The 19059-nt window shown below is 36.3% G+C and carries 33 protein-coding genes and 1 riboswitch; of the genes, 21 read left to right on the forward strand and 12 right to left on the reverse strand.

The window, feature by feature from the left end:
• The first annotated feature begins 506 nt into the window (after window positions 1-506).
• From O5633_RS03900 to O5633_RS03910, 3 genes are all read left to right on the forward strand, one after another.
• On the forward strand, window positions 507-704 hold the full coding sequence (locus tag O5633_RS03900) for a hypothetical protein (RefSeq protein ID WP_269610786.1): 198 nt from the start codon (window positions 507-509) through the stop codon (window positions 702-704).
• Between the two features lie 20 nt (window positions 705-724).
• Complete coding sequence (locus O5633_RS03905) at window positions 725-1255, forward strand: PAP/fibrillin family protein (protein ID WP_269610788.1); 531 nt, start codon at window positions 725-727, stop codon at window positions 1253-1255.
• A gap of 94 nt (window positions 1256-1349) precedes the next feature.
• Window positions 1350-1490, forward strand: a complete 141-nt coding sequence (locus O5633_RS03910) for a hypothetical protein (protein WP_269610789.1) — start codon at window positions 1350-1352, stop codon at window positions 1488-1490.
• A gap of 959 nt (window positions 1491-2449) precedes the next feature.
• Here O5633_RS03910 and O5633_RS03915 read toward each other — a convergent pair.
• Window positions 2450-2656 carry a hypothetical protein gene (locus O5633_RS03915; RefSeq protein ID WP_269610790.1) on the reverse strand — a complete coding sequence of 69 codons (207 nt, stop codon included), beginning with the start codon at window positions 2654-2656 and terminating at the stop codon, window positions 2450-2452.
• 246 nt (window positions 2657-2902) lie between these two features.
• On the reverse strand, window positions 2903-3061 hold the full coding sequence (locus O5633_RS03920) for a hypothetical protein (protein WP_269610791.1): 159 nt from the start codon (window positions 3059-3061) through the stop codon (window positions 2903-2905).
• A 661-nt stretch (window positions 3062-3722) separates the two neighbouring features.
• On the opposite strand from O5633_RS03920, the gene O5633_RS03925 reads away from it, so the two are divergent.
• Window positions 3723-3872 carry a hypothetical protein gene (locus O5633_RS03925; RefSeq protein ID WP_269610792.1) on the forward strand — a complete coding sequence of 50 codons (150 nt, stop codon included), beginning with the start codon at window positions 3723-3725 and terminating at the stop codon, window positions 3870-3872.
• Between the two features lie 198 nt (window positions 3873-4070).
• Here O5633_RS03925 and O5633_RS03930 read toward each other — a convergent pair whose 3' ends face one another.
• Window positions 4071-4232 carry a hypothetical protein gene (locus O5633_RS03930; protein ID WP_269610793.1) on the reverse strand — a complete coding sequence of 54 codons (162 nt, stop codon included), beginning with the start codon at window positions 4230-4232 and terminating at the stop codon, window positions 4071-4073.
• Between the two features lie 266 nt (window positions 4233-4498).
• On the opposite strand from O5633_RS03930, the gene O5633_RS03935 reads away from it, so the two are divergent.
• A complete protein-coding gene (locus O5633_RS03935) occupies window positions 4499-4696 on the forward strand; it encodes a hypothetical protein (protein ID WP_269610794.1) in 198 nt (65 codons plus the stop codon).
• A gap of 566 nt (window positions 4697-5262) precedes the next feature.
• A complete protein-coding gene (locus tag O5633_RS03940; protein WP_269610796.1) occupies window positions 5263-5490 on the forward strand; it encodes a hypothetical protein in 228 nt (75 codons plus the stop codon).
• Window positions 5491-5709: 219 nt separating this feature from the next.
• On the opposite strand, the gene O5633_RS03945 is transcribed toward O5633_RS03940, so the two are convergent.
• Window positions 5710-5844: a hypothetical protein gene (locus O5633_RS03945; protein WP_269610797.1), complete on the reverse strand. Its 135-nt coding sequence runs from the start codon at window positions 5842-5844 to the stop codon at window positions 5710-5712.
• A gap of 20 nt (window positions 5845-5864) precedes the next feature.
• A complete protein-coding gene (locus O5633_RS03950) occupies window positions 5865-6017 on the reverse strand; it encodes a hypothetical protein (protein ID WP_269610798.1) in 153 nt (50 codons plus the stop codon).
• Window positions 6018-6274: 257 nt separating this feature from the next.
• On the opposite strand from O5633_RS03950, the gene O5633_RS03955 reads away from it, so the two are divergent.
• Window positions 6275-6442 (forward strand): hypothetical protein, encoded by a 168-nt coding sequence (locus O5633_RS03955; protein WP_269610799.1) that lies wholly within the window; start codon window positions 6275-6277, stop codon window positions 6440-6442.
• Window positions 6443-6846: 404 nt separating this feature from the next.
• Here O5633_RS03955 and psbZ read toward each other — a convergent pair whose 3' ends face one another.
• Entirely contained in the window at window positions 6847-7059 is a 213-nt protein-coding gene (psbZ, locus tag O5633_RS03960; protein WP_269610800.1) for a photosystem II reaction center protein PsbZ, read from the reverse strand.
• 775 nt (window positions 7060-7834) lie between these two features.
• On the opposite strand from psbZ, the gene O5633_RS03965 reads away from it, so the two are divergent.
• From O5633_RS03965 to O5633_RS03975, 3 genes are all read left to right on the forward strand, one after another.
• Complete coding sequence (locus O5633_RS03965; protein ID WP_269610801.1) at window positions 7835-7999, forward strand: hypothetical protein; 165 nt, start codon at window positions 7835-7837, stop codon at window positions 7997-7999.
• Window positions 8000-8343: 344 nt separating this feature from the next.
• A complete protein-coding gene (locus O5633_RS03970; protein ID WP_269610802.1) occupies window positions 8344-9258 on the forward strand; it encodes a metal ABC transporter substrate-binding protein in 915 nt (304 codons plus the stop codon).
• Between the two features lie 58 nt (window positions 9259-9316).
• Window positions 9317-9464: riboswitch (cobalamin riboswitch) on the forward strand.
• A 10-nt stretch (window positions 9465-9474) separates the two neighbouring features.
• Window positions 9475-10107: a HupE/UreJ family protein gene (locus tag O5633_RS03975; RefSeq protein ID WP_269610804.1), complete on the forward strand. Its 633-nt coding sequence runs from the start codon at window positions 9475-9477 to the stop codon at window positions 10105-10107.
• 105 nt (window positions 10108-10212) lie between these two features.
• Here O5633_RS03975 and O5633_RS03980 read toward each other — a convergent pair whose 3' ends face one another.
• Window positions 10213-10377, reverse strand: coding sequence for a hypothetical protein (locus O5633_RS03980; RefSeq protein ID WP_269610805.1), 165 nt, complete (start codon window positions 10375-10377; stop codon window positions 10213-10215).
• Between the two features lie 693 nt (window positions 10378-11070).
• On the opposite strand from O5633_RS03980, the gene O5633_RS03985 reads away from it, so the two are divergent.
• From O5633_RS03985 to O5633_RS04020, 8 genes are all read left to right on the forward strand, one after another.
• Window positions 11071-11214, forward strand: coding sequence for a hypothetical protein (locus O5633_RS03985; protein ID WP_269610806.1), 144 nt, complete (start codon window positions 11071-11073; stop codon window positions 11212-11214).
• A 71-nt stretch (window positions 11215-11285) separates the two neighbouring features.
• The gene (locus O5633_RS03990; protein ID WP_269610807.1) at window positions 11286-11768 is read left to right on the forward strand and encodes a hypothetical protein; all 483 of its coding nucleotides are present in this window, start codon (window positions 11286-11288) and stop codon (window positions 11766-11768) included.
• Between the two features lie 642 nt (window positions 11769-12410).
• Entirely contained in the window at window positions 12411-12575 is a 165-nt protein-coding gene (locus O5633_RS03995; protein WP_269610808.1) for a hypothetical protein, read from the forward strand.
• Window positions 12576-12590: 15 nt separating this feature from the next.
• The gene (locus O5633_RS04000) at window positions 12591-12773 is read left to right on the forward strand and encodes a hypothetical protein (RefSeq protein WP_269610809.1); all 183 of its coding nucleotides are present in this window, start codon (window positions 12591-12593) and stop codon (window positions 12771-12773) included.
• Between the two features lie 60 nt (window positions 12774-12833).
• Window positions 12834-12980 (forward strand): hypothetical protein, encoded by a 147-nt coding sequence (locus O5633_RS04005; protein WP_269610810.1) that lies wholly within the window; start codon window positions 12834-12836, stop codon window positions 12978-12980.
• 11 nt (window positions 12981-12991) lie between these two features.
• Window positions 12992-13120 (forward strand): hypothetical protein, encoded by a 129-nt coding sequence (locus O5633_RS04010; RefSeq protein WP_269611375.1) that lies wholly within the window; start codon window positions 12992-12994, stop codon window positions 13118-13120.
• A gap of 168 nt (window positions 13121-13288) precedes the next feature.
• Window positions 13289-13417: a hypothetical protein gene (locus tag O5633_RS04015; protein WP_269610811.1), complete on the forward strand. Its 129-nt coding sequence runs from the start codon at window positions 13289-13291 to the stop codon at window positions 13415-13417.
• A 114-nt stretch (window positions 13418-13531) separates the two neighbouring features.
• Window positions 13532-14881 carry an ammonium transporter gene (locus tag O5633_RS04020; protein ID WP_269610812.1) on the forward strand — a complete coding sequence of 450 codons (1350 nt, stop codon included), beginning with the start codon at window positions 13532-13534 and terminating at the stop codon, window positions 14879-14881.
• A 344-nt stretch (window positions 14882-15225) separates the two neighbouring features.
• Here O5633_RS04020 and O5633_RS04025 read toward each other — a convergent pair whose 3' ends face one another.
• Genes O5633_RS04025 through O5633_RS04040 form a run of 4 tightly spaced genes read right to left on the reverse strand, consistent with a single transcriptional unit; the run spans window position 15226 to window position 15891 of the window.
• The gene (locus tag O5633_RS04025; RefSeq protein WP_269610814.1) at window positions 15226-15375 is read right to left on the reverse strand and encodes a high light inducible protein; all 150 of its coding nucleotides are present in this window, start codon (window positions 15373-15375) and stop codon (window positions 15226-15228) included.
• Window positions 15375-15494 carry a high light inducible protein gene (locus O5633_RS04030; RefSeq protein ID WP_011294968.1) on the reverse strand — a complete coding sequence of 40 codons (120 nt, stop codon included), beginning with the start codon at window positions 15492-15494 and terminating at the stop codon, window positions 15375-15377. Before O5633_RS04030 ends, O5633_RS04025 begins: the two co-directional genes overlap by 1 nt.
• A 20-nt stretch (window positions 15495-15514) precedes the next feature.
• Entirely contained in the window at window positions 15515-15679 is a 165-nt protein-coding gene (locus tag O5633_RS04035; protein ID WP_269610816.1) for a hypothetical protein, read from the reverse strand.
• A complete protein-coding gene (locus O5633_RS04040; protein WP_269610817.1) occupies window positions 15676-15891 on the reverse strand; it encodes a high light inducible protein in 216 nt (71 codons plus the stop codon). The genes O5633_RS04035 and O5633_RS04040 overlap by 4 nt, the downstream gene beginning before the upstream one ends.
• Window positions 15892-16640: 749 nt before the next feature.
• Between O5633_RS04040 and O5633_RS04045 the strand changes: the two genes are divergently transcribed.
• A complete protein-coding gene (locus O5633_RS04045; RefSeq protein WP_269610819.1) occupies window positions 16641-16811 on the forward strand; it encodes a hypothetical protein in 171 nt (56 codons plus the stop codon).
• 113 nt (window positions 16812-16924) lie between these two features.
• On the opposite strand, the gene O5633_RS04050 is transcribed toward O5633_RS04045, so the two are convergent.
• Window positions 16925-17221 carry a DUF3764 family protein gene (locus tag O5633_RS04050; RefSeq protein WP_269610821.1) on the reverse strand — a complete coding sequence of 99 codons (297 nt, stop codon included), beginning with the start codon at window positions 17219-17221 and terminating at the stop codon, window positions 16925-16927.
• 83 nt (window positions 17222-17304) lie between these two features.
• Here O5633_RS04050 and O5633_RS04055 point away from each other — a divergent pair, with 83 nt between their 5' ends.
• The gene (locus O5633_RS04055; RefSeq protein ID WP_269610822.1) at window positions 17305-17490 is read left to right on the forward strand and encodes a hypothetical protein; all 186 of its coding nucleotides are present in this window, start codon (window positions 17305-17307) and stop codon (window positions 17488-17490) included.
• 258 nt (window positions 17491-17748) lie between these two features.
• Complete coding sequence (locus tag O5633_RS04060; protein ID WP_269610823.1) at window positions 17749-18972, forward strand: site-specific integrase; 1224 nt, start codon at window positions 17749-17751, stop codon at window positions 18970-18972.
• The last annotated feature ends 87 nt before the right edge of the window (window positions 18973-19059 follow it).

The following is a 19059-nucleotide window of genomic DNA, read 5'->3' on the forward strand; positions in this document are numbered from 1 at the left end:
CAATAAAACGTGATATCGTTTGAGAATGATTAAAACAGATTTTTTCGAACATTAGTAACGACAAAAATAGTTAGTTGTAGTGCAAGTACTACTTTTTATTAGGGGGTTCTACACATCTAGAGAACCTCCAAATGCCCTAAAACATAAAGGTAAAAGGGAGATTTTTATGAAATTGTTTACCCCTTTCAGCATCCCTAAACCAGAGATGACTGAGCTTTGCCGTATACAAAAAGCAGCAAAGAAAAAAGCAAACAATCATTTTAAATTGTTTTAGCTATCCACATGAAATCAACTACTTTCTACCTCTCATTTTTTAGTCGCAGACCATTAGAAATGAGTTTGTTTTTTATTTATTGCGGAGCTTTAGCATGCTTCGTTAGCTCAATTGGTCACTACTAAAAAAATCCAATGAACTCTTCTAATGATTTATTTCAAAAGCCATTACTAATGACATTGGCTTTTGTTGTATGTACATTTTTAACTGATTCTCTGGCCGGGAGCTTCATATGAAATTACCAACTATCAGCTTAAAAAGGACTCTTGAAGTAACAATGAATGATGCTTTAAAGAGACTAATGGAACTTGATGGGCTAGATAAAAAAGCTCTTAAAGAAGAGTACAAAGAATGGATTCAAGCAAGCGAGGGGAGTAAAGACCAGCCACACGTTCTTTATGCCAACCAAATCAATATTGAACAACTTTAGACTCTAAATAAACACTAATCATGAATGCAGTATCAAAATTGATAGAAGTTCTTGAACATACCCCTAAATCAAATCAGATCGTAGAGCTCATAAAACTAGCTGAAATTGAATCCTCTGTAGACATAACAAAACAAATTGATCTGCTCACAGGTGTATGGGAACTTAAATGGAGTACCTCTAACTCTCCTTTTTTAAATTATTCGCCGCTATTAGATAACTTACAGATACTTGAGCCAGAGGAAAGTAGAGGACTAAATTTATTAAGACCTAAAGGTTTTGCAGGAAACCTATTTTCTACTAACATTCTTGCTAGTTTAGAAATTATTGATCAGAAACGCATAAACGTTAGCTTTAGAAAAGCAGGAATAATAGGTCCAAAGTTACTAGGTAAAAAGATTAGTTTCTTATCTGAGATAAAAAAGACTCAAAAAGGTTGGCTAGATACAACTGTATTATCTCCCGACTTACGTATATGCAAAGGTTACAAGGGTACAACTTTTGCTTTGTTAAAAAGAAATGATTTATCACTCACTGAGTTTTTTAATCCTTAGCCTTTGTCGTGTTAAGCGTAAAAATTTGTCGTACAAGCCTCAATCAAAAAGCATGCAGATGCTTTAGAACATGTTTGTCATCATTCATATCATTATGACTTCAATTCCTACTTATGATTTTCCATCATTCTCTCCAATCCTAGTTGTAGGTTTTTTAGGGATCGCTGTATCTCTTTACACACTTTATACAGTCAACAAGGCTTATTACAACTCACCTTTTCGAAGTGAAGCATGACTTATTTTAATAGAATCACTCTGGAAGAAGTATTAGAGGAAGACCTGTTTTTTGATTACAACGAGTATTCAAATCTTCTAGAAGACTCTGAGTGGAAACAAGCATAGTCTTCTAAAATAGATTACCAATTTTTTTGGGAGATCATCTAAAGGTAAAGGTCTCAGCATTGGAAAATGTAAATGTATTTTGCTTGTCTAATAGCCTCTACTTATAACGTATATTTTGTTACTTAAATAATCAATTCCGGTCTTAAGTTATCTATAACAAAAGACCCCGTCATGAACTCTGTTCTAACTAAAGCGACAAATTTCAAGTTGAATAAAGGCTCCAAGATCGCTATTACGTTGACATCATCAATATTCTTTCTGTTTGGATTAGGTCAAACACCAATAATTAAGAGTTATCTTGCAAATGTTTTTTCATGCTCTGGTTCATAGTAAAAAACTAAAAATTAGCAAGATATGAATCAGTCTCTCTGGATATATTAAAAATATTTTTTCCAAGAGACCTAAAAAATTCGATTATATACATTTTTTATCTACTATTTGAAGGTCAAAGAAGTATTTATTTTTACAAAATTATCATTATTTCCACGTATTGTCTTAAAAACATTTAAATTAAATTTTTGATTATTATTTCGTGAGCGGAGACAACTTACTTGTGAAACAGACAACAAAGTTCTACACAAAATATATTACTGATACTAAGATTGAATTAATTAAAAAGATTTTTGAAGCGAGCCCTAAAAATAATTTCCTAAATCTAGATCAACATCATAAGGAATGGGGAAATGAGCTAAACAAATATTATATTTCTGAGACTGACTTTTATTCCTACCCAGAAGAAAGATAGTCCATTATTAATATCAAATCATATAATCCGCAAGTTAAAAATAAAATAGATAAGATACATTAAATCTAAAGGCTAATAATTGATACTTAATTGAATTTTAGTTAAATTTATGCTCTAGGATGTAGATCAGGATATCTAGTCGTTTCATCTTTGACTCTATTTGGATTCTCTCGATCAGAATTCCTAGCTGCATTAAAAATTATAATGAATGGTATGGCTATAGCAAAAAAATAGAAGTGCAATAAAACAAGATCCCAAGGCACTCCTGAAGTCCCATAATCGGGAAAAAATAGAGCAGTAGAGAAGTGAATCACGTGAAATTTTTTTCTCTTATAAATTTAAATGACTTAGTATAAATTCGTGGAATATATTTGTTAAAAAGGGATAATTTACGACCCACTTTAAAGTTTTTTAAAGTGGTAAAAGCAACCTTTGTTTATCTGAGTTGATATATCAGCCTACTTTTTTCCAAATTGAATAAGAACATCTAGTGATATTTAATTGTTTCCTAATTTGGTAATACGTATGACATTAATTAATAACTATTTCTTAATGCGAAGTCAATCATCGCTTTTGCTATTGCCTATAGAAGGAGCATTCATTCCATCATAATCTGGTCCAACCATCAAACCAACAATTGCAAATAGCACTATTGAAGCTATTCCTACTATTGGAGCTGTAGGAGCGGATGTTGAAAGTAAACCAGCGAAAATTTGCATAATTATTTAGTTAGAGAAAAACAGTTATAGATGAATTAATTAAATGAACGTGGATAAAAGACCATTAATTTATTTTTTAATATCAAATCTTAGAAAAAGATAAGTATTTATTATGAATTCCGGCCTTAGGGTATTTACAACCACACACTAAAAGTTTGAATAAGCCATAATATAAATAATATTTATATTTAAATTTAAATGGATAATATATTTCATAACCAATTTTTAATGACTTGTCTCATCTCCTCAACTTGGATTGTTCCTGGCTTTGTATTCACGAAGATGACAAATGACAAATTCAAACGCAGAAAAATTGCAAGACAATCCAAAAGAATTTCAAAGCTTTATCCATCCAATTAGTTTTACTAATAAAAAATAATTTTTGACAAAGTCCTGATAATGTAACGCCTAGCTTTTCGACTAAATAGTTAAAAATTTTAAAACTCAATAACAAATCATACTTGTATATTACTTTTTACCTTAATTATCCAGACAACTTTTTAGTTTGACAATGATATGACTTATCAATGTGTAATCATAAATTAAAGTTATCAATCAGTAGGATTATATAAAGAGAATATTTAAGTATTTATATAAAGTTATTTTTAAAACAAAGGCCCAAGTTAAGTGCTGAATAGTGATAACTAATACATTCTTATATATGTCAAAGTCTTTTGAAAATGATCGAAAGTCAATTGAGACAGATTCTATCGATTTGTATTTTGAGTGTGTTACTGCTTGTTCATTGAATAATGAAGGAGTTGAATGTACAACCATGTGTATGGAAGTTCATTTAAAGCAAGAAAACTAATTAAAATTTTATAGCTGATAAGACTAGAGAATAAAATTGTCTTAAAAGAAGGAGTGAGACTAACTTCTACAGGAAAAAAAATAACTTATTAATTTAAATGGGTTTCATTTCTCATTCTTCAAGAATTGAATAAGAGTTTGTAGTTCTTTAATGCGAATTTCCGCGGCTTTAATTCTTTCTTTTGTTGTCATGTAATTATTAAATAGTAGTCATATAAGCAAGAAAGCCAACAGGAGCAAAAAGCAAGGCAGCAATCGTAAAGCGAACAAATTTGCCTGTACCTGAATCTCTTGAATAATCCGTGAAATGTTTTGTGTTATTCCACTCTGACCAATTCTTTGGGCTTTTAGATGATGTCATTGTTAGTTAAGGGAATACAGTTGTAACAACTTCATAAGTACCAGCTAATAAAAGAAGTGCAGGAAGATTCCAGAGAACGATTAGTTTTGCAGCAGTAGTTTTGTTGATTGCACACATGACTAAAAGTTTTGTTCTGGTTGGTTCGTATGAGGATGTTATGAATATAAAAAGGGTTCTCTTGTCTTGTAGGTCGGTCCATGTAGGGCTAACCAGTTCGGGTAATTAATACTTATTTTTCATTTGTACATAGACAAAAGGTCAATGAAGTGGCAAAGATACTTTTATCAATCCCTACTTCGACTATGGATTTTCAAAAGGAAACTCATAGGTATGCGTTCGAATTAGTAAAGGCCTCAAGGACAATGCCAGTGGATTGGGCCGAAAAGCAATCTCATATAAAAGAAATCAGAACCAGCTATCAAAAAGAAGCTTTAAGGCTTAGAACTAACAAAAAGTTCAACTAGGTAATTTCTATTTAATAAAATAAGATCTTGGATTACTCTTCAAGTCTCTCCACAAACAAGCCATCATGTAAAACAAAGCAGCAATGCCAACAAAAAGGAATGTAGAAGTCATATTAATCCCAAACTCCCAGCAGTAAAACCAACTGCGCAGAAAAAAACAAACTCAAATAAATCTCTACTTCCTGGTGGGATTAAACTTAGTGCAACGTTTATTCGTTGAGCCATTTGACCTTGTACTCGCAGGTAAGTTCTAAACTTAAAACCAAATAAGCGAGGCTGTGCCTCTATAGATGTAGGGGTTTCGAGTATTAGTTGAACTTATGAGTTAAGTTCCTTTTTTTTCTCCTCGGTATTTCCAATTTCTAAGAAGGAAAACCGTACTACTCAATCAACTCAACAGCAGAATTACTTAGCCAAAATATTAAACACGTTGCGTAGGTCGAGCAATGACCTACTAGTGAAAAAAAGGTTTGCAAAGCACCTTTTTGACACTCAACTAGAGCTAGGGAAATTGTTCTAAGTAGCAATTTCCCTTTCTCGCTAAGTAGTTAATCAGATTTATTTCAATGCCTCACCAAAATGCATCATTAAATTTTTCGCACGCGCCTAATAAAAACAATCTAGCACTCAGTGAAAAGTCACTGCATGAAATACAAATGCAGCTTATGGATAAACAAGAACTAAGACTTAGATATATAGAACTAATGAATGATGCACAAAAGATACTTGGCAAACAAGAAGCTATTGACTTGTTCAAAGAATCAGAGGTTATTTGGGAAAAGCTTAGTGCTTAGATTGGCTACTTTATGTCATTGTTGTTTTTCCAGTAACTCTTTGCATAGTCAACATCTACCCAATGCAGTTTCCAATAATCTACATTCGCTACTTATAAAAGAGTTGGGCTGGTAGTTATTTCGCTCCACCAATAAATCAGAAAACTTTAAATTTATCAATCGCCAATGAGAACAGTTTCTTTTGGTTTTAATTTAGAAACGCTGACTCAATGATTAATTCTACACGCTTTGAAACTCTGGAAAAGTCATCCCATCTCCATCATTATCGTCATCATCAAAGCCAGAAATTAAAACCCAAATTCCACCCAAGGCGAACAAAACAGAAGCAAAAATCACAATTACTTGGCTTGGCATTTCAGCTTTTTAGATTTTGTTTAGTAGGTGTTTAAGTCAAACTTTGATTCAGTAGCCTTAACTGGAACTGGATTATTTGCTAGGGACTCTTCCCCTGAAGAAGCTTTAAGAATGACGCCAGCCCCACCTATCAATAAAACCGCGAACATGATTGCGTGATATGCAGTAAACATTTTCTAGACCTAAACTTATAAAAATCTAATCAGTTGATATATGACAGTGTTGTAGTACAAAGCGAATGTTTCTGGGGTGTTTATCCTACTACTGCTAGGAGATTGCCCATGAATTAGTAACGAGCGTAAAGATCAAACAAAATCCCACCAATAAACTCACCAAGTCCGAGCTTAGACTTTTTCTTTGTTTTGGCTTGAGTAAAGGTAGTCATTACATGCACTGACGAAGTCTGTTGACGAGGATTGTTGAAAAGCCAATGAACAAACCTGCAGGGATAGCCAAGCTGGCAATGATTGTTGCTTCGTTAATTCCGTACATAGTAGTTAAACGTAGAAAATTCCTGGAGTGGTTGAAACTTGATAAATTGCTGGAATACCTAACAAGCAAACCAATGCGCAAAGTGAAGTTGCAAAGAATTTCATAATCAGGCTTAGGAAAGAAGTGAAAAGTTTTTCGGTGAAACAAAGGTTGAACATTCCGGACCACCGATTTACTGAAGATATAAAATATTTGTCTACTACTGAAGTTCGGTTGAAGTAGGGCTTTCCAATCTTTTCTTTTTTTTCAAGTTGATTTCACCCTTTCATTGAGATGATTTGTTCTGAATGAAGCCTTGAGAGGATAGAAGTAAAAACTTAAGCTGTATTTATTTAATTGATGCTAAGTAATGAAATTGATAGGGCAGAGTAGTAGCAACACTAATTACGATCAAAAACATACTTGTTTTATTCAACCGTTTCATGGCCTTATATTTACTATAAATTAATTTAATTGGCATAAAAAAAACCGTGATTTTTTGAACAATGATTCTATAAATTGATTTTTAATTTAACCAGAATAACCTTGTGCAATTCCACCCACTAATCCATTCAATAAAACCAATACGAACCAAACACCACCAAGGGCTTCTATTTTTCTTATGTTTGGATTTCTATTGTCCTCTGGACTATCTTGAGTCATATAAAAAACTGGAACACCTACTACTAACAGCAAAGATGAGAACAAAAGTGCATTAGCAAGTATGCCTGCAATAAAAGACATTTTTGGATAATCTAAAGGTCAATTTATGAAGTCGAAGTATCTTAACTTTTAGCACGAAGAGCTAACTATCCACAATAACCCTAAAGGCTTAGAGCTAATAAAATCTCACCAAGATCGAACCTGGGCTTTTTCTTTGTTTTGGGTTGCGTGTAGCAGTCAATTGATTTTTGATCTTTATCTAAAGTCGTTCCCTTCACCCAGTTGCCAGAGTGAAGCTCCACCAGAAATGAGCATTATTCCAAACACTTTTGCGTGATAGGGAGTGAACAAACCAGTGACCAAATTTTTGTAAACCTAACTAATTTTTCCAAGCTTCTGTTGTAGCAAAAGTACCCCATAGACACTAAAAAACCCTCTTTTTAGGGAGGGTTTAGTAGCTTTAATAGTTACTCAAAGCTCTTAATCGAAGATTGAAGAGGGTTATGCCTGATATGTAGGAAATGCAAGGCTTAACCTGAGTATTTGTTTACCAAAAAAAGTGCAGACCTAATGAACTTTTTATGATGTGCGAGAAAAGGGACAGGATTTCGGCGACTGTCCCCTTCTCAGACCAGAGCTATCGCATCCTTTCGATACTCGCTCTTGATTGATGTAAGAATAAAAGTAAGTTCTCTAAAATAAAAGTTCGGTTGGGGTAGGGCTTTCCAATCTTTTCTAAACCTCTTTAGTAATAACTAAGCAACTTTTATTACATCGTGAGATATTTGAGTAATTTTCTCGATTCACAAAGGATTACCGTTTCGACAATGTACTAACACCATTCCGTACTTCGACTATGGGTTCTTTTCCAAAAGCTAGGCATAAATATGCTTTCGCAATGGTTGAGGCGGCGAGGACAATGCCAGCAGATAAGGCAGAAAAACTAGATCACATAAAGCAATTAAGATTCGATGTTCAATTAAAAGCTGTTAGAAAAAGAATTAATAGAAGGATCACTTAGAAATTAACTTTTTATTCAACTTTTTGTAGTGTTCTCCTACTCCTAATAAGTAAACATAAGGATTAGACCAAAGGTGTAGCAAAAGGAGGTCTTATGAGACTATTCACTCCCTTCACTATCCCCAAAAAAGATAACTGCGATCTTTGCCGGATTAGAAAGAATAATTATAAGAGGTGCAAATAGCCTCAATTTCCTCTGAACAAAACAGTAAAGGAGGATTTGAAATGCGTTTAAATTTTGTTCCTTAGAATAATTTATTAAGGATACACATTCGATTAAAACTATTAGTGCTATCTGTTAGTTTGATAATTATCTATGTAGAAATTTCTTATCTTATGAAAAGGATGAAGTTGTTTTTTCTAGCTTTTTCAGTTGTTTTTGTAACGGGTTGTTCCTTACCCGTCAATGACTCAAAAAGGATTAACCCAGAGAAAAACAAACCTGTTGTTGTGACAACATTTACAGTCCTTGCTGATCTTGCTAAAAACGTTGCCGGTGAGAAATTAACAATTCAATCAATTACTAAACCAGGCGCAGAAATTCATAGTTATCAATTCACACCAAGCGATGTTATTAAAGCGTCTAAAGCCCAATTAATTATTGAAAATGGACTAGGTTTAGAATTATGGTTTAAAAGATTTACTGCCACAGCTGGTAATGTTCCAACAATTACATTAAGTGATGGAATAAAACCACTGGCTATTGAGGAAGATAAATATAAAGGTAAACCCAATCCACATGCCTGGATGTCTCCCCAAAAAGCTATGCTATATGTAGATAAACTTGTTGAAACTTTTATAGAAATTGATCCACTCAATGAATCAACTTATAGAAGTAATGGTAATAACTATAAAAAGGAGTTAATGAATCTTGATAATGAATTAAGGTTGACATTATCAAAAATCCCCCTAAAGAAAAGAGTCTTAGTGAGCTGTGAAGGTGCTTTTACATATTTAGCCAATGACTATGGCATGCAGGAAGCTTATTTATGGCCAGTTAATGCTGAAAGTCAAGTAACTCCTAAGCGTATGGCCAATCTAATAAAAACAATTAAAGAGAAAGAAGTCCCTACGATCTTTTGTGAAAGTTCAGTAAGTTCAGAAGCTCAAAAGCAAGTTGCTATTGAATCAGGAGCAACTTTCGGTGGAAATCTTTATGTAGATTCTCTATCAAAAAGCGATGGGCCCGCACCAACATATTTAAAGTTACTCCGTCATAACGTTCAGCTCATTGTGAATGGATTAACTTCAGGTAGCTAAAATAAATTTAAATTCACTCAATAATCCTCTTAACAAGTAATTCATAGATATTACTTTTCTGGCATAATATTTTTAAGGTTCTAATAGCGATCAGTTATTGGAAGTGATGGGGAAAAGCGGTGCGAATCCGCTGCTGTCCCGCAACTGTGATGTATCGAGCTTCTTCGATACCAGTCAGAATGCCCGCCTTCTTTACAATTCGACGAGGATCGACCTATGAGGTTTCATTTTTTGGTGCGCAAGTTTTCTCTTGCAGTTTTAACTCCATTATTTTTAGTACTTACCTTTTTATCTAACTCAGCTTTAGCTCATCATCCTTTTGGAATGGGAGAGAGTACTGATCTTTCAGCATGGCAAGCTCTTCTTAGTGGTATCGGTCATCCATTACTTGGACCTGATCATTTACTTTTTATGTTAGGAATTGCTCTGGTGGGATTAAAGAGATCCATGAAATGGATTCTCCCACTTTTAGCTGTTGGATTAGGAGGAAGTGCGCTAGTACAACTACAGCCGTTGCCTGATTTAGTAGCTCCTTGGGCAGAAGCACTTGTCTCTCTAACTTTGGCTGTAGAGGGCTTAATTGTTCTAAATCTTGTGAGCACTAAATGGCTTTTGCCAATGTTTTCATTACATGGCTACTTACTTGGAAGCACAATCGTTGGTGCAGAACCTACACCGCTGATTGGTTACTTTTTAGGCCTTCTTCTTGCACAACTATTCTTACTTTTGCTGGTCACACAATCCACTCAATCGGTTATTGATAATTTTGGATTGAATGGTCGCAATTTATTTGCAGGGATTTGGATAGGAATAGGACTTGCTTTCTCTTGGGTTGCTGTAATCCCTTAAGTCTTTTGGATGACTGTTGTTTGTAAATTGAAAGCTCGGTTGAAAGTTAATTTTATAGGGGGCTAACTGCCCCCTGGTGATCGACTGTCAACAATTAATTCTGAATTAAGAATCCATTGCTGCAACTTCTTCACGAGCTTGCTTTTGTCTTTCTTCAAAAACTGAAGATTTGAAAAAAGTAAATACTCCTTTCTTAAATGTTGCAAGTTGAGCAGCGTGAAGCCTTTCTGCTTTCTTAATACGCTTTTTAGTTAAAGCTAGGTTGTTCATGACCTATTCAATTACTGGAAATCCCGTTCCCTACTTCCATCTCATGCACCCCACAATTGAGGCGAACGTACATATACAATAACAAATAAGAATAAGTAGGTAAAGCAGACATTACGACAATTTAAGTAGTGCTTACCTACTCCCTACAAGTAAAAAGAAGGATTAGAAAAAGAGTGTAAGAAAGTAGGCATTATGAAACTCTTTACTCTCTTCACCATCCCCAAAATAGACAACTGCGATCTTTGCAGAATTAAAACTAATAAAAGAGAAGGAGTTGAGAATCCATTCTTATATAATCATTTTAAAGACTTTTATAGACAGAGATTCGATTTCGTTTTTAACTGACCTGCAACTGTTAATCAATGGTCTATGACTTGAAGGCTATACACTAAAAAACCCTCGTTTTAAGAAGGGTTTCAAGCTTTAATAGTTACTCAAAGCGCCTAATCAATGACTTGAAGAGACTGGTTATGCCGGTATGTAGGAAATGCAAGACTTAACCTGAGTTTTTGTTTACCAAAAAAAGTGCAGACCTAATGAACTTTTAATGATTTGCGAAGAGAGGACAGGATTTCGACGACCGTCCCCCGATCTAATTTGATGATGTATTCCGTATTACGCCATCAAGCTGGTAATAACATAAAAAGAATTTCTCCACTACTGCTGTTCGGTTGAGGTAGGGCTATCCAATCTTTGCTTCAACTGGAAAGATGGCTGAGTTGTTTGGCTGGAAAGATAAGAATCAATAGGTATAGAAGTTACGGCTGGAGTTGGGAACAGATTGCTGGAATTTATGGAGCTAGTCCCACTACTGCTAGGTGGTGGTCTATGGCTTAATTAACACAAGACTTTTAATTCATTCCAAGTTGATTAACCTTTAATTATCAGCCATTTTTCTGTAGATATAAATGCAAAAACTATATAGATCCCTAGTTTTAATTGTTTTTCTTTTTCTTACCCAACTAATCTCTGAACCAGTATTTGCCTGTGTTGAGGGTTTGACGTGGGGAATGGACCTTCAAAAGGTAGAGAGCCATCTTGGTATATCTTTCAGTCCCATCAAAGAAGAATCAACCCAGAATCTTTTTGAAGTTAAAGATATTCAAATTAGTGGCTTACCTGTAGAGGTTCTTCGAGTTCGAATTGAAAATGAGGATGGATTAAAGCAACTTGCTTATGAAATAGACAATGAAAACATGACTGAAGTTTTGGCAGGATTAAGGTATCGTTTTGGTCCTCCAGTTGGTACAAGTGTTGATGTTGAAGGTGGCTCTCCTCAACAGCAATGGATTTGGCATACGGGAGAAGATGTCATTGTTGCAGTTAAAAGCGAGCATCGTCCATTTGTGCTTTCTTATCGACCATCACTTTTAGATCCCTCTTTTCTCTAAGGGAGTTTTTCAGTCCCTTTACTTTCAGGCGTTGGAGTGTGGCATAAAAAAGGGGGCAATGCCCCCAAGATAAATCGACTGTCGACCTAGTATTGGCTAAATCAACTTGTCATTGAAATGATTTGAGCTGAATGCAGCCTTTTCTCGTGTTCTTTTTTTTGGGCTAAGTGGCTGTTCAGCTGAAAGGAGATAGATCTACATTTGGAAGCAAGATTCAATCCGGATTGGTGTATCAGTTTTCTTTGGGCCTTTTTCTTGAGTAATCGGATATTTAATTCAATTGGACTTCTATGACTGGGTCTGGAAGAAAGAAACAACTCAGCATTGTGGAGTGAGTTTTTCTTGCAGATACTTTTTCTGATTAAAAGAAGTTGATTCATTACGTTTCTCAGCAGAGGCAACCCCGTTCCGTGCTGCCCAAACATGCATTTCCCTAGGGAAATCGAACGTAAAAGAAGTGTAGCGGTTGATACCATTTTCTATCAATGAAAAAAATACTCAATTCAACTTCTATGAGCTGAAATCGATAGTCCTCCGCTGCTTTTTTTCTATCGAAGGAATAGGAAGTAGTACTTGAGTAAAAGCCGAGGTGTTTAAATCAAAAGGAATCAAGTAGAACATATTCATCCGAACAGGAGGTTTATGAAGCTAAGAACTCCATTTCCTGTCATCAAAAATGCTTTGAGTGATATTCGAGTAATGCATGATTTCAATTACGAAATTCCTGCAGAAACCAGAGAAGAGTTTTGGAAAGAAGAATGTGAGATCCACCCAACTTCTTCAACATGCAAAGTTTATGACGACTGATCAAGCAACGATCTGATGGATCCCTTAGATCCTGCCCTTCAAAATACAGCTGTATCCGGAGTAAAGCCTTTACTGACTCTGGCAATTTTTGCTGGTTTAGGATCTTTTTTCCTTGGAGCACTTGTTACTGCTATTAGAAGGGGAATGAGAGAAAACGGTTGGTTTAAATTTAGCCAAGAGAAAGAGAAGCAAGACTAAGCAATTTCTTTTTTAAGTCTCTAATCTAAACAAGACAAATTGGAGGCTATAAAGATATACATGGAATTCTTTGAAGAGTTCGAAATAATTGGTGGGATAATTCCTAACTTGGTTGGATTAGCATTTTTTTGTGGGGTGATTATTTATTTTGATCAAACCAGAAAGGCAAAAGTCAGACGAGGAGAGAAAGTACCGCCTCATCAATAAAAATGATTCTCTTGGCTAAAGCTCAAATCATTGGTGGAATAGTTCCAAAGCTGATTGCTTTTGGGTTGTTCCTTGGAGCGATTGGATATTTTGCTGCAACAGGAAAAATGGCTGAGATGTTCGGTTGGGAGAGGAAGTGAGGAATCTTTGCAGAAAATAAGGGATAGACATTACGAAAAGCTATAAAAATATTCCTTAAAAATGACAATCATTCCCAAAAGCTTTCAATAAAAAGATCATTTGTTATTACTATAGTTGACTTTATAGGAATTTATCTTTATATTTGCAAGATCTAATCAGTGATTGCTATGTCTTTAACTTATTTTATGGCAGAGGCTTCAGTTTCTAATGAGAAAGAAGTTTGTCCAGGTTGTGGTTGTACTTGTCCTTGCGATTGCACGGATTGCAAAGAATGTTCAAAATGCAAAGATCATTAACTTCAAAAATCAACCGAAGCTAAAAGCATAAATACTTAATACTAAAAAAGTGTTCATAATGAACACTTTTCCTTCAATCGAGAGGCAAAGTGTATCGAAGAACACTTTTTTATCTTGTTACGAACTCGTATCGGAAAGATAGGAATCGCGTTATTAGCGGTGCCAGCACTTCAGCTAATTTTTGCGTCATTCCTTCCTGCTAATGCAACCGAATCAAATCTTTCAGCTGCAGACAATACATTGATATTGACTTCATCAGCTCTGGTTCTGCTGATGACACCAGGTCTTGCATTCTTTTATGGAGGTTTTACTCAGGCCAAGAATGTTCTCAACACAATGGCAATGAGCTTTGTGATGATGGGAATCGCAACCCTTGTTTGGTCAACAATTGGATTTAGTCTTGCTTTCTCTGATGGAGGCGCATCCAATGCATTCATAGGAAATCCATCAACCTATGCGTTTTTAGAAAATCTTCCCTCTAACTGGGAGGGGTTACAAATTCCAGGTCTAAGTTTTGCACTCTTTCAAGGGATGTTTGCAATTATCACTCCTGCTTTGATATCAGGAGCACTTGTCGAAAGAATAAGTTTCCGTTTTTGGTGCTTCTTTACTCCAATCTGGATTTTGCTTGTTTACGCACCTCTAGCTCATATGGTTTGGGGAGGAGGATTGCTTGGTAAAGATTTAGATTTCGCAGGAGGAACAGTAGTTCATATAAGCTCAGGCGTCTCTGCTTTAGTTCTTGCTGGATTAATAGGTTCTCGTAGTAATTGGCCCAAAGGAATCAAACCACCACACGACATTACTCAAATATTAATAGGAACTGGTTTGCTCTGGTTTGGTTGGTTCGGATTTAATGGTGGAAGTCAATTAAGCGTGAGTGGTGCAGAACTGCCTTTCACAACTACTCATGTTTCTGCCGCTGCTGGATTAGTTGCTTGGGCCTTAATTGAGTCAATAAAAGATGGTAAGTCAACTGCTGTAGGAATGGCTACGGGTGCAGTAGCTGGATTAGTCGGGATAACTCCAGCTGCTGGGTTCGTTAGTCCAGGAAGCGGAATGTTGATAGGTGCTATTACCTCGGCCCTTTGTTATTTATCCGTACAATTAAAAATCAAATTATCTTTTGATGATTCCTTAGATACATTTGCTGTGCATGGTGTGGGTGGAACAGCAGGTGCTCTTCTTACTGGGTTCTTTGCGAAATCAGAGTTAATAGCTTCTCATCCAGCAGGATTAGTACTTGAAGAGCAAGGTCGCATGGCATTGATTTCAGGTCAATTTCAAGCTGTCTTAATCGCATATGGAATAGCTGCAATTGGAACATTTGTAATTGCAATAGTTTTGAAATCACTAGGTTGCAATTTCAGAGTAAACAATAGCGAAGAGCAATCAGGATTAGATATCTCTCAACACGGAGAGGAGGCATATATGGAGAAGACTGGATCTCCAAGTGCGACATGATACGTCAATGAATTAGAAGATTGAAAAGCCCCACAGCAAGAAATTGATCTAGCTGGAACAAGTTAATAAAATCCAATAAAAGGGCTGAAAAATGTCAGCCCTTTTTAATTGGAAAAATCATAGTCTTTATAAAAAAAAATTCAAGGAAATTATTGAAATAATCTAGCTACCCCTACAGCTACCCTTTCTCACTTCCCAATAAAAAAACAGGCTGGAAAAACCTTTCTCTGAGTGACCGGGGCGACAGGATTCGAATCTGCGACAAGTGCTCCTAAAGCATTAAAAAAAGTCCCTTCCGTAATGACAAGTAAGAGACCTTTTTTATTAGATTTTAAAAACTAGCCTTAAACAAAACCTGGAATGATTTGGCCTGTTGTTGCATAAGCACCAACTAAAGCGATGCATCCAAACAATGCTGCGTAGCCGTTAAGTCTTTCAGCGGTTACCTTTTCAGGATCGATGTTTCTGCTGTTGTTGTTATTTTGAGAAGTCATTAAACAACACCTGGGATAAGTTGACCGGTTGTTAGGTAGATACCTGTTAGTAGAACGAATGCCATCATGGCTGGTCTGCCGATGCTTCTTTCTAGGATTGTTTTGTTAGATGGTTGCATTGTTTTTAGTAGTTATTGGTTTAGAAAATTCCAGGAATGATTTGGTGGGTTATTGAGTAAGCACCGAGTAGAGCGATCATGCCGATCATTGCCCAACGACCATTAGCTTTTTCAGCGTCTTCTGGTTTGAACTTTTCAACTACGTTGACGTAGTTGCCAGAATTGGAAGGTGATTCAGAGCTCAAAAGATTCCAGGAATGATTTGACCTGTTGAGAAGTAAGAAACCAAAAGACTGATCATTCCTATCATTGCCCAACGGCCATTTGTCTTTTCTGCTTCTTCTGGATAGCTGGTGTAATCCTCTACAAGCTGAGGTTGTGTCTCACGGCCAAAGATGTTTTGCTTGCCGTACTCAGTAATTACCTGAGGTGAAGATGTCTTAGTAGAAGTTGTCATTACTGGAATTGAGTTGATGTGACAAACATAAGGTATTAGATTTGTTAATCAAAGATACGGTTGGGTACGGCTTCTTCTAATAATCAACAGAAATAAATCTCAAACACCAACTACGGCAACTAATGAGAGAGATATTTATCCAATGATTAGATCTATTGATAATCCACATAAGAATAACTAGTCCGAACTGGTTAGCCCTACTTCAACCGAACTGTTGTTTAAGAGAACTTCCTTTTATTCTCACATCAGGCAAGAGCGAGTAACTGGGTTAAAGGCTGTGTTGCGTTCAACAAGCTCAAGCTAGATCAGGGGACAGTTGGTGAAATCCTGTCGTCTCTTCGCAAAACTTCCTCACTAAGTTTTTGAAACCCTCCACAGCGAGGGTTTTCTTTTGCCTACTTATAAGCAACCCTCTTCCCAAGGGAGAAAGAAAGCACTACCTCAACCGAACTGCAGGATTAAATATTTTTTTCTTAGATTTTCAATAAGTCAGTAGTAAGTGAGTTTTCTACTAATCAGAGTCTGGGAGCTGTAATTCATAGCAGTTCCCTTTCTCACAAGATCGAGGGAGTGGGGATCCCTTCAAAAATTGAGTTAACCCCCTTTTTTGGTCATCAGGGGGTTTTCTTTTGTCTAAATATCTATCACTGAGGGACTACTGCCTTCCACTCTTCTATATGACAACGTATCTTTCTTTATTACGGAAACTTTTATAACTCGTTAGGTTTGTCCAACTTTTCACAAAGCAAATGAATTCATCTCTTACCAGAGGAGGCGAAGGCATCAAGTTAAACAGAGCCTCAAAACTCGCTCTCACTTTGACTTCTTCTACTTTTTTCCTATATGGATTAGGCCAAGCACCGATCTTCAAGAATTTCCTTGCAAGTGCTATGTCTGGAGCTTGCCCATTCTCTGGTTAATTAACCAAATAAATTTAGTTAACCCTCCTTAAAAAGAGGGTTTTTTTTTGCCTTTTTATTTTCTTAATTGAATGATTTGTGCATTTGGAGAATGAGCCAAGTTGGCAACAAATCTAGCAATTAGGGCAAGTATTGATCCATCGAGTTATTGTTGTTGGCTCGTAAATATGACCTGATGCCTCAACTATTGTTTTTGTCTCTGGATTGGTGAAGATGTCATATAAAATATTTTCAGGTCCCTCAAACATAACGGTTGCTCTTTTGGGATCGTCCTTGCATTGGCCGATATAAAAAGTCTTCACACCCATTTCCTTGAACATTGCTTGTTGTTCAGGAGCCTTCATATGAGTGCAGTATTCTTCAAATGTATTGCTCAACTTGAAGTCTAAAACGGTGATTTCAGTTGCCATTAAGTCAGAAAATTTTAGGAATTAAAGCACAGAGCGTATCTACATGACTGTTGAAGCAATAACAAAAAAAGCATGATGTAGATATGAACTTCGCTGATAACTGGGCAAGGGTTTTTGTTGTGATTACGTTTCTGACTTTTGGAGAAGCTCAGATTATTGGTGGCATCGTTCCCAATCTAATTGCTTTTGGTTTATTCCTTGGAGCAATTGGATATTTTGCCTCAACTGGAAAAATGGCTGAAATGTTCGGCTGGAAAAACAAGAAATAAAGCTATTACTAGCAAGTTAATACTCAAGAGGGACCCGTGAGGGACCTTTGGAAATATTCCATCAAAAAAGACAGGCTGGGAAACCTGTCTCTGACTGATCGGGGCGACAGGATTCGAACCTGCGACCTAGTGCTCCCAAAGCATCGAGCCCCATAAAGCTATAACTAGGGTTTCTAGTGATACCAACACATTAAAAGGACTACCACTTGCAAGCAAACTTGAAAAAGACTATATTTTGCCCACGATATGCCCACAAAAATGCCAAGGATAAATAATCAAGAATATTGGGCGGTTGGTCTAAGAAAAGGAGTCTCAAAACTCGCTAAAGGTTGGACTGTTGAAGAAGCTCGCGGAAATGTACGTCTTGTTATCAGGGTTCCTGACACTCCAAAGCAATCAGTTGTTTTGCCTTTTGCATGGAATGAATTAGCCGCTGATGATGCATATATAAGAGTCAGGAATATTTTCGTCACGATGAGAGAAGAGGGTCGAGACTTAAAAACGGCTGCTCAAATTACATCTGGTGACGCTCCTAAATTACAAACCGAGCACGACTGGAGAGGAGCGATAGATAGATTCAAAATTCAAAAGACCAAACACGGGAAAACAGTTAAAGAGGTTACATGGGCAAAAAAATATGAACCAGTAGTGACCGATGCGGTGGATTTATTAGAGAAAGGGAAAGCTAGCAACCCTGAAACTTTGATTGATCTTTGCATCCGCAATTGGGAAGCAGGCAGTAGGACAAGACAAGAAAGAGCAAGAAACCTTGTTCAATTTCTCAAGCATTGTGTTTATCGAGAAAAGTTCCCTGTTGCGTGGATTCCTACAACAGAGCTAAAAGATCACATTGGAGAGAAGAAAACAGATTCAGTTTCTAATGCGGGTGATCCAATCACAGATCAACAAATCATTAACTTGATTAATTCTTTTCCTGATACCGACAATGCGAATAAATGGGCTGATGCTGTTCGACTAATGAGCGAATTAGGTCTTAGGCCAATTGAATTAAATTTCCTTTCTGTTAAAACTGATCGCAAAACTGGGAAACCTTATTGGTGGTGTTCTTATCAAAAGCGCAGCGGCGGCGGCACTACTAAGCCTCGACAAGTTCATCCGCTTCCATTGGTCGATGATCAAGGCGAGGTTCAGCAGTGGAACCTTATGAAACGCTGGCAAGCGAAAATGATTCCTTTGCCTTCATGCGAGAAACAAAACGCTTTAAAAGATTTCTTGAGAAAGCAACCCTATTGGAACTCATTAAAAGAAGAGCTAAAAGCAAATGATGAGAATTTAAAACCATATTCACTAAGGCACTCATACAGTCTTCGAGGACATCAACGAAATATTGACGGCGGCTCAATGGCCTCATCGATGGGTCACAGTTATGAATGTCATTGTCGTGAATATTCATGGGCATCTAAAGAAGGAACAGAAAGTGCATTTGAAAAGGCCAACAAAACCCTTGCTATGGCGGCGTAGTATTTCCTTATTGTCTACTAATAGTAGGGTCTACCCTTGTTTAAATGATATTTAGCTAAGGGGTACACCCTTAAAAGTATTGAAATA

The sequence above is a fragment of the Prochlorococcus marinus str. MIT 1013 genome, from assembly GCF_027359395.1.
In the GTDB taxonomy this organism is placed as follows: Bacteria; Cyanobacteriota; Cyanobacteriia; order PCC-6307; family Cyanobiaceae; genus Prochlorococcus_B; species Prochlorococcus_B marinus_E.